Annotated in this window: 8 protein-coding genes; 7 read left to right on the top strand and 1 reads right to left on the bottom strand. The window is 62.5% G+C overall.

Annotated features, from left to right (window positions below; genetic code table 11):
- Positions 1 to 125: 125 nt before the first annotated feature.
- Entirely contained in the window at positions 126 to 1,097 is a 972-nt protein-coding gene (locus B4E36_RS00945; protein WP_292059154.1) for a glutathione S-transferase family protein, read from the bottom strand.
- Positions 1,098 to 1,367: 270 nt separating this feature from the next.
- On the opposite strand from B4E36_RS00945, the gene B4E36_RS00940 reads away from it, so the two are divergent.
- The 7 genes from B4E36_RS00940 to B4E36_RS00910 all read left to right on the top strand — a co-directional run.
- Positions 1,368 to 1,865 (top strand): GNAT family N-acetyltransferase, encoded by a 498-nt coding sequence (locus tag B4E36_RS00940; protein WP_292059152.1) that lies wholly within the window; start codon positions 1,368 to 1,370, stop codon positions 1,863 to 1,865.
- A gap of 245 nt (positions 1,866 to 2,110) precedes the next feature.
- Complete coding sequence (locus B4E36_RS00935) at positions 2,111 to 2,980, top strand: ABC transporter permease (RefSeq protein WP_292054389.1); 870 nt, start codon at positions 2,111 to 2,113, stop codon at positions 2,978 to 2,980.
- The gene (locus B4E36_RS00930) at positions 2,977 to 3,843 is read left to right on the top strand and encodes an ABC transporter permease (RefSeq protein ID WP_292054387.1); all 867 of its coding nucleotides are present in this window, start codon (positions 2,977 to 2,979) and stop codon (positions 3,841 to 3,843) included. The genes B4E36_RS00935 and B4E36_RS00930 overlap by 4 nt, the downstream gene beginning before the upstream one ends.
- Before the next feature lie 30 nt (positions 3,844 to 3,873).
- Positions 3,874 to 4,869 carry an ABC transporter substrate-binding protein gene (locus B4E36_RS00925; RefSeq protein WP_414673702.1) on the top strand — a complete coding sequence of 332 codons (996 nt, stop codon included), beginning with the start codon at positions 3,874 to 3,876 and terminating at the stop codon, positions 4,867 to 4,869.
- A 104-nt stretch (positions 4,870 to 4,973) separates the two neighbouring features.
- Entirely contained in the window at positions 4,974 to 5,126 is a 153-nt protein-coding gene (locus B4E36_RS00920; RefSeq protein WP_292054384.1) for a hypothetical protein, read from the top strand.
- 81 nt (positions 5,127 to 5,207) lie between these two features.
- The gene (locus tag B4E36_RS00915) at positions 5,208 to 6,395 is read left to right on the top strand and encodes an efflux RND transporter periplasmic adaptor subunit (RefSeq protein ID WP_292054382.1); all 1,188 of its coding nucleotides are present in this window, start codon (positions 5,208 to 5,210) and stop codon (positions 6,393 to 6,395) included.
- Between the two features lie 11 nt (positions 6,396 to 6,406).
- Positions 6,407 to 8,758: efflux RND transporter permease subunit (locus B4E36_RS00910; protein ID WP_345899864.1), on the top strand; the 2,352-nt coding region annotated here is incomplete at its 3' end.

Raw genomic sequence — 8,758 nt, 5'->3', positions numbered from 1 at the left:
GATGCTCCAGCATCGCTCTGCGGTATTTTCCTACTCGGATGGCCATTCCAGCACGCATCATATGGGTCATAATCACTGATCCTTGGTATTAGCTTTCCGACGCCCGCCGGACAAGCGCCGCCTTTTCAGCCGCGCCCGTGCGGCGCGTCAAGATCGAGTACCGGCCCTTCGGGCACGATACCCGTCGGGTTGATCGTCTTGTGCGAGCCGTAATAGTGGCGCTTGATGTGGTCGATATTGACTGTCTCCTTAACGCCCGGGACCTGATAAAGTTCTCTGAGATAGCCCGAGAGGTTGGGATAGTCGGCAATCCGCCTCAGATTGCACTTGAAGTGGCCGACATAGACCGGATCGAAGCGCACCAGCGTGGTGAACAGCCGCCAGTCGGCCTCCGTCAGTCGGTCGCCCATCAGATAGCGGTTTTCGCCGAGGCGCTTTTCCAGCATATCGAGCGTTTCGAACAGCTTCAGCACATTCTCCGAATAGGCCTCCTGCGTGGTCGCGAAACCGGCCTTGTAGACGCCGTTGTTGACCGTGTCGTAGACCACGGCGTTGATCTCCTCGATCCCCTCGCGCAGATCCTCCGGGTAAAAGTCGACGTCATTGCCGGTCAGGTGGTCGAAGGCGCTGTTGAACATGCGGATGATTTCCGCCGATTCGTTGGAAACGATGGTCTCGCGCTTCTTGTCCCAGACGACAGGCACGGTGACGCGGCCCGAATAGTTCGGATCGGCCTTGGTGTAGACCTGCCAGAGATAGTCGGCGCCGTTGACCTTGTCGGAAGTGCCGCCGTCGCGGTTCCTGAATTCCCAGCCGTTTTCCAGCATCAGCGGGTCGACGATCGAAACGCCGATATAGTCCTCAAGACCCTTCAGCTTGCGGAAGATCAGCGTGCGGTGCGCCCAGGGGCAGGCAAGCGCCACATACAGGTGATAGCGGCCCTTCTCGGCCGCAAAGCCGCCATCGCCCTCGGGCCCGGCGCTGCCGTCGGCGGTGATCCAGTTCCTGAATTTCGAGCTTTCGCGCTTGAACTTGCCGCCCGTCTTGTCGGTGTCGTACCAGACGTCCTTCCAGACGCCGTCTACCAGCATACCCATGGCCTGCTCCTTTCATTCGTCTTACCCATTTACATACGGCGCGCCTTCGACTTTGCCACCCCCGAAACCATTGACAGTGTGTTGCATGCCATCGGGCCCTGTCATTTTCGCAGTCGCCGGTCTGGACGACCGCTGCGTTTCCTGCTAGTGGCCGACGACACGCAAATATGGAAAATGTCATGCGGGACCTGCGACGACGCTGATTGAGACTTCAGACCGGACCTCCTCCGGCCCCGAAATCATGCGTTCTCCAGACAGGTTCAGACATCAATGACGAGTGAATTGCGTTACCTCCCCGAAGAGGCCTCCCACGACGCTGCCATCGAGGAAATCAATGCCGAGGCCTTCGGCCCGGCCCGTTTCGTGCGGGCTGCCGCCCGTATCCGCGAGCAGGGGCCTCATGATCCCGCGCTGTCTTTTGTCTGCGTCGATGGCGACGAGGTTATCGCCTCGGTTCGGATGACGCCGGTTTTTGCCGGCATGGCCGAAGGGCACATGCTCGGTCCGCTCGCCGTCAAACCCTCCTACAAGAACCGCGGCATCGGCCGCCACCTCGTCAAGATAGTAGTTCAGGCCGCCCGCGATGCCGGGTCGGAAGTCGTGATCCTGGTCGGCGATCCGCCTTATTACGGCCCGCTCGGATTCCTGCCGATCGTCCCGCCCACGCTGCAATTGCCGGGGCCGGTGGATTACCGCCGCGTTCTGGCCGCGCCGCTTGTCGAAGGCGTGGAGGGGAAGCTCATCGGCATGATGCGGTTTCGCGGTTAGGGCTTTTCCGTTTTGTGAGAGGCCAGCGCGTTGGTGAAACCTCTCAGCCTCAATCTCCCCCCTTGAGGGGGAGATGTCGCGAACGCGACAGAGAGGGGTAAAGCGTATCCGATTTACTCTGCGTTCGCGGCTTGCGGTTCACCCCTCTCTGCCCCTGTCGGGGCATCTCCCCCTCAAGGGGGGAGATTGGGGGGTGGGTTTGGCCGGTGCCGCGGTGACATCGCTGTGCACGAAAGGACATCGCCATGCTGCGTGAGCGCGTCCTTCCCGTTGCCACCGTCGTCTTTGCCATCCTTGCCATCTGGTGCGTGTTCGTGGTGGTCATGAACCGGCAGTTTGTCGAGGATCAGGCGCGGCGCGCGGGGCAGGAAATCTCCTTCGCGGAAGTCGTGAAACAGAGCTACACGCTGGAGCGGCCGGTGCTGCCGTCGCCGCATCAGGTGGCGGCCGAGCTTTGGGATACAACAGCGAACAAGAAGATCACCTCGAAACGCAGCCTCGTCTATCATGCCTGGATCACCCTGTCCTCCACGCTGCTCGGCTTTGCAATCGGCTCGGGTTTCGGCATCATTCTCGCCATCGCCATCGTCCATAACCGCACGATGGAACGCTCGATGATGCCGTGGATCATTGCCAGCCAGACGATCCCGATCATCGCGATCGCGCCGATGCTGATCGTGGTGCTGAACGCGATCGGCATCACCGGGCTGTTGCCGAAGGCGCTGATTTCGACCTATCTGTCATTCTTTCCGGTCGCCGTCGGCATGGTTTCGGGGCTGCGCTCGCCCGATGCGCTGCAACTCGACCTGATGCGCACCTATAACGCCAATGACCGGCAGGTGCTGTGGAAGCTGCGGCTGCCGTCGGCCATGCCGTATCTGTTCACCTCGCTGAAGATCGCGATCGCAATCTCGCTGGTCGGCGCGATCATCGCCGAACTGCCGACGGGCGCGGTGGCGGGGCTTGGCGCGCGGCTGCTCTCCGGCTCCTATTACGGCCAGACGGTGCAGATATGGTCGGCGCTGTTCATGGCGGCGATCCTGGCCTCGATCCTGGTGGCGCTGGTCGGTGTTGCGCAGGCTGCGGTGCTGAAGCGCATGGGGGTCAAGCCATGAGCGGTTTCGTCTGGTTTGCGCTCGCCTTCTGGATTGGCGGCTGGGCCTTCAACGAATGGCTGGTGCGGCAGAAATTTTCCAACCGCACGCTGTCGCGGATCGCATGGTTCGCCGTTCCGGTGATCTTCGGCGTTTCGCTGCTGATATTGTGGGAAAGCGTCGTCATCGCCTTCGACATACCGCCGATCCTGCTGCCGGCACCGTCCGATGTCTGGGTGCGTCTCACCAATTCGCTGCCGATCCTGTGGGCCGATTTTCGCCAGACCTTCCTGAAGGCGGTGCTGATCGGCTATGCGCTCGGCTGCGGTTCGGGTTTCATCGTGGCGATCCTGATTGACCGCTCGCCCTTCCTGAAACGGGGATTGCTGCCCTTCGGCAATTTCGTCTCGGCGCTGCCGATCGTCGGCATCGCGCCGATCATGGTGATGTGGTTCGGCTTCGACTGGCCGTCCAAGGCCGCCGTGGTGGTGGTCGCGACCTTCTTTCCGATGCTGGTCAACACCATTCAGGGCTTGTCCTCGGCCAGCGACATGGAGCGCGACCTGATGCGCACCTATGCCGCCTCGTGGTCGCAGACGCTGATCAAGCTGCGCCTGCCGGCCGCATGGCCGTTCATATTCAACGCCTTGAAGATCAATTCCACGCTGGCGCTGATCGGCGCTATTGTGGCAGAATTTTTCGGCACACCCACCGTCGGCATGGGTTTCCGGATTTCCACGGAAGTGGGCCGGGCCAATATCGACATGGTCTGGGCCGAAATTGCGGTGGCGGCGGTTGCCGGCTCCGCGTTTTACGGGGTGGTGGCGCTCATTCAGCGCGTCGTCACCTTCTGGCATCCCTCCGTCCGTTCGGGCCGGTCGTGATGCAATGAGCCAAAATAGGGGAACGTAACCATGAAATCGACTTTTATCGCGGCGCTTGCCGCAGGCGGCATGATGCTTGGGGCAGGCCAGGCCTTCTCCGCCGATGAAATCACGCTGCAGCTCAAATGGGTCACGCAGGCCCAGTTCGCAGGCTATTACGTGGCACTTGAAAAGGGCTTCTACGAGGAAGAAGGCCTCGACGTCACCATCAAGCCCGGCGGCCCGGATATCGCGCCGGCACAGGTTCTGGCCGGCGGCGGCGCCGATGTGATCGTCGACTGGATGCCGTCGGCCCTTGCCACCCGCGAAAAGGGCGTGCCGCTCGTCAACATCGCCCAGCCCTACAAGTCCTCCGGCATGATGCTGACGTGTCTCAAGGAAAACAACGTCATGAGCCCGGAGGATTTCCCCGGCAAGACGCTCGGCGTCTGGTTCTACGGCAATGAATATCCGTTCCTGTCGTGGATGGCCCATCTCGGCATTCCGACAGATGGCGGCGAAGACGGCGTGACCGTGCTCAAGCAGGGCTTCAACGTCGATCCGCTGCTGCAGAAGCAGGCAGCCTGTATTTCCACCATGACCTATAACGAATACTGGCAGGTGGTGGATGCCGGCATTTCGGAGGACCAGCTCAATACCTTCAAATATGAGGACGAGGGCGTGGCAACGCTGGAGGACGGTCTCTATGTCTTGGAAGACGACCTGAAGGATCCGAAATTCAAGGAAGACATGGTCAAATTCGTCCGCGCTTCGATGAAGGGCTGGAAATGGGCCGAGGAAAACCCGGACGAAGCCGCCGAGATCGTGCTCGACTATGACGACACCGGCGCCCAGACCGAAAAGCACCAGAAGCGGATGATGCGCGAAGTCGCCAAGCTGACGGCCGGCTCCAACGGCGCGCTCGACCCGGCCGACTATCAGCGCACCGTCGAGGTTCTGCTCGGCGGCGGCTCCGACCCGGTCATCACCAAGGAGCCGGAAGGCGCCTATACGCTGGAAATCACCGACGCGGCGCTTTCCAACTAAGCTCATAGAGGCAGCTAAATTTTTACGCGCGGCATCCTTGTGATGTCGCGCGTATTGCATTTTTGCACCAGATCGGTTTTAAATCGAACCACTCGGTTCAATTAATGCGGCTTTATGCCCGCGACCATCTTGAAAAATACCGGGTTTATGACGAACTGCCGCACGACGCGACGACGCATGCCCTGCGGGCCGCTCTCGCGATTGCCAGATTGAGTTTTTGCCACGGCGACAATCCGACCGCCCGGCGCGACACGTAAACGAGCTTGGAAGTCCGCCATTCGGGCAGGACGATTGCTCACGAGGAACCGGCCTCCTCCCGGCCGACTGGGGTACTCTACATGCCGAAACCGACCCGCCTTGCCGCAGCGACCGCCGTGCTCATCGCACTTGCCGCGGCACCCTCCATTGCCGCGGATGCGGAAACCTCTGCCGAGCCGGCCGTTTCCCTTCCCGCCATCGTGGTTACCGATGCAACGGTAAAATCGCTGACCGAAATTGTGCTGGCAACCGGCACCATCCGTCCGGTCGAGGAGGTGTTCGTGCAGCCGCTGCTTGAGGGGCTTTCAATCGAGACCATCGAGGCCGAGATCGGCGACCGGGTCGAGGCGGGCGCGGTGCTTGCGACCCTGCGCACCGACATGCTGGAGCTGGAGCGGAGCAGCCTGCAGGCGAACAAGGCCAGGGCCGAGGCGAGCCTGGCGCAGTTGAAGGCGCAGTTCACCGCCAGTGAAGCCGCCCAGACCGATGCGCGCCGCCAGTTCGAGCGCACCAAGAGGCTCGCCGATAACGGATCTGTCTCGACCTCCGCTCTGGAGCAGGCGGAGACCGAGGCGCTGCGCGCCGATGCCAGCGCGGCGGCTGCCCGCGAGGCCATCTCGGTCGCCCACGCCGAGATCGCGGTCACCGAGGCGCAGATCGACGATATCGCGCTGCGTCTTGAGCGCACCAATATCAAGGCGCCGGTCTCTGGCGTGATTTCCGACAAGAACGCCCGTATCGGCGCCATCGCCAGCGGTTCTTCCAGCCCGATGTTCACCATCATCGAGGACGGCGCGATCGAACTCGTGGCGCAGGTTCCGGAAGATTCGGTGATGAAGGTCGCCGCTGGCCAGAAGGCGAAAATCGAGCTCGTCGGCGCCGGTGCGCCAATCACGGGCACGGTGCGACTGGTCTCGCCGATCGTCAACGACGCCACCCGGCTTGCCGATGTGTTCATCAGCATCGACAACCCGGAAAGCGCGCGCTCGGGCATGTATGCCAGCGCCGAAATCATCACCAAGCAGGCGGACGACCTCGCCCTGCCGCTGACGGCGGTCAATATCAGCCAGGGCAGCGCCACGGTGCGCCGCGTCAAGGACGGTGTCGTCGAAGTCGTTGATGTGGAGACCGGTATTCAGGACGGCGAGACCGTTCAGATCACAAGCGGGCTTGCCGAAGGCGACCAGGTGGTGGCCAAGGCCGGCGCCTATGTGCGCGCCGGCGACCGCATCAACCCGGTGCCTGCCTCCACCACGGCGTCCAACTGAGGATCTGAGCGATGAATTTTTCAGCCTGGGCGATCCGAAATCCCGTCGCGCCGCTTCTGGCGATGGGGCTGCTGCTGTTTTTGGGCCTGCAGGCCTTCAAGGACATGCCGGTCACGCGTTTTCCGAATATCGACGTGCCGGTCGTCGCCGTCACCGTGGCACAGTCGGGGGCCGCCCCCGCCGAGCTTGAAATGCAGGTGACGAAGAAGATCGAGGACGCGATCGCGAGCGTCACCGGCGTTGACGAGTTGAACTCGACCGTGACGGACGGCATCTCGACGACCTCGGTTCTGTTCCGCATGGAGGTGAGTCCCGACGAGGCGCTGCGCGACGTCAAGGACGCGATCGACAATATCCGCTCCGACCTGCCGGCCACCGCCGAAGACCCCGTGGTGCGCAAGATCGATGTCGAGGGACAGGCGATCCAGACCTTCGCCGTCTCCTCCCCCAACATGTCGCTGGAAGAACTGTCCTGGTTCGTCGACGACAAGGTGGAGCGCGCGCTGCAGGGCATCAAGGGCGTCGGCCGGGTCGACCGTTATGGCGGCGCGGACCGCGAGATCCAGGTCTCGCTCGATGCCGACAAGCTGGCAAGCTATGGCATCACCGCCTCGGAGGTGAACGCGCAGCTACGCCAGACCAATGCCGATGTCGGCTCTGGCCGCGGCCAGGTCGGCGGCTCGGAACAGGCGATCCGCACGCTTGGCGACAGCCGCAGCGTCTCCGATCTCGCCAGCACCACGATCGCGCTCGGCGGCGGCCGGTATGCCCGGCTTTCCGACCTTGGCACGGTCACGGACACTTATGAGGAGCCGCGCACCTTCGCGCGCCACGGCGGCGAGCCTGTCGTCTCCTTCGGCGTGTTCCGCTCCAAGGGCGCCAGCGAAGTGACGGTTGCCGACGCGGTGGCCGAGGCGCTGGACGAGGTCCGCGCGGAAAACCCTGATGTCTCGATCTCGCTGATCGATGACGCGGTGTACTTCACCAAGGGCAACTACACCGCCGCGATGGACACGCTGTACGAGGGCGCGCTGCTCGCCATCATCGTCGTGTTCCTGTTCCTGCACAATTGGCGGGCGACGCTGATTGCCGCGGTCGCCCTGCCGCTCTCTGTGATCCCGACCTTCTGGATCATGGACATGCTCGGCTTCTCGCTCAACCTGGTGAGCCTGATCTCGCTGACGCTGGCGACCGGCATTCTCGTCGATGACGCGATCGTGGAGGTCGAGAATATCGAGCGCCACATCAATATGGGCAAGACGCCCTATCGCGCGGCCCTTGAAGCGGCCGACGAGATCGGGCTTGCGGTGATCGCCACGAGCTTCACCATCATCGCCGTGTTCGTGCCGGTGTCGTTCATGCCGGGCATTCCGGGCCAGTACTTCATCCAGTTCGGCCTGACGGTGGCGTTCGCCGTGTTCTTCTCGCTGGTCGTCGCCCGCCTGATCACCCCGGTGATGGCGGCCTATATGCTGAAGCCCAGCAAGCACAAGCACAAGGAAGACGCCGAGCACAATGATGGTCGGATCATGCGCAGCTACACCGCTGCCGTGCGCTGGACCACCAAATGGCGTTATGCGACGCTGGTGGCCGCGATCGGCGTTCTCGCCGTCTCGCTGTTCTTCATGGCGCGCATTCCCGGCAGTTTCATACCGCCGGAAGATGCCTCGCGCATCGTGCTCTCGGTGGAACTGCCGCCGAATGCGCGGCTTTCCGACACCGAGGAGATGACCGACCTGATCGCGGAGCGGATCGAAGGCTATGACGGCGTCGAGGATGTCACCGTGCTGGGCGGTTCCTCGCCGCTGGGCGACCTCGAATATCGCCGGGCCACCATCACGGTCACGCTCGGCAAGCTCGCGCATTCACTGCCGGAAGCGCTGGTCAACGATATGCTCGGCGGCTTACCGCTGATCGGCCAATATCTGCCGAAAATCCCGCCATCGGGCCGCGAAATTCCGCAATGGCAGATCGAGCAGGAAATCCTGGCCGGGCTTGCCGACATTCCCGACCTTCGGATCACCAAGCTCAACGACCGCGGACAGCGTGATATCGAGTTCAACTTCCTCTCCGACAATGAGGAGGACCTGCAGGAGGCTGTCGCGATCCTGGAGGCGAAGCTGCGGACTGAACCGATGCTGGACAAGGTGTCATCGGAAGGCGCGCTGCCGCGTCCGGAACTGAAAATCCGGCCAAAGAAGGAAATCGCGGCCCGTCTCGGCATCACCCCGGCGCAGATTTCCGAAACCGTGCGGGTGGCGACCGTCGGCGATGTCGACGCCAACCTGGCGAAGATTTCGCTCGACAACCGCCTGATCCCGGTGCGGGTGCGCACCGATCTGGAACTCAGGCGCGACCTTGCC

Source organism: Martelella sp. UBA3392 (assembly GCF_002358775.1).
Taxonomy (GTDB): domain Bacteria; phylum Pseudomonadota; class Alphaproteobacteria; order Rhizobiales; family Rhizobiaceae; genus Martelella; species Martelella mediterranea.
Note: the sequence above shows the minus strand (reverse complement) of the source record. Positions and strands in the feature narration are given on the sequence as shown.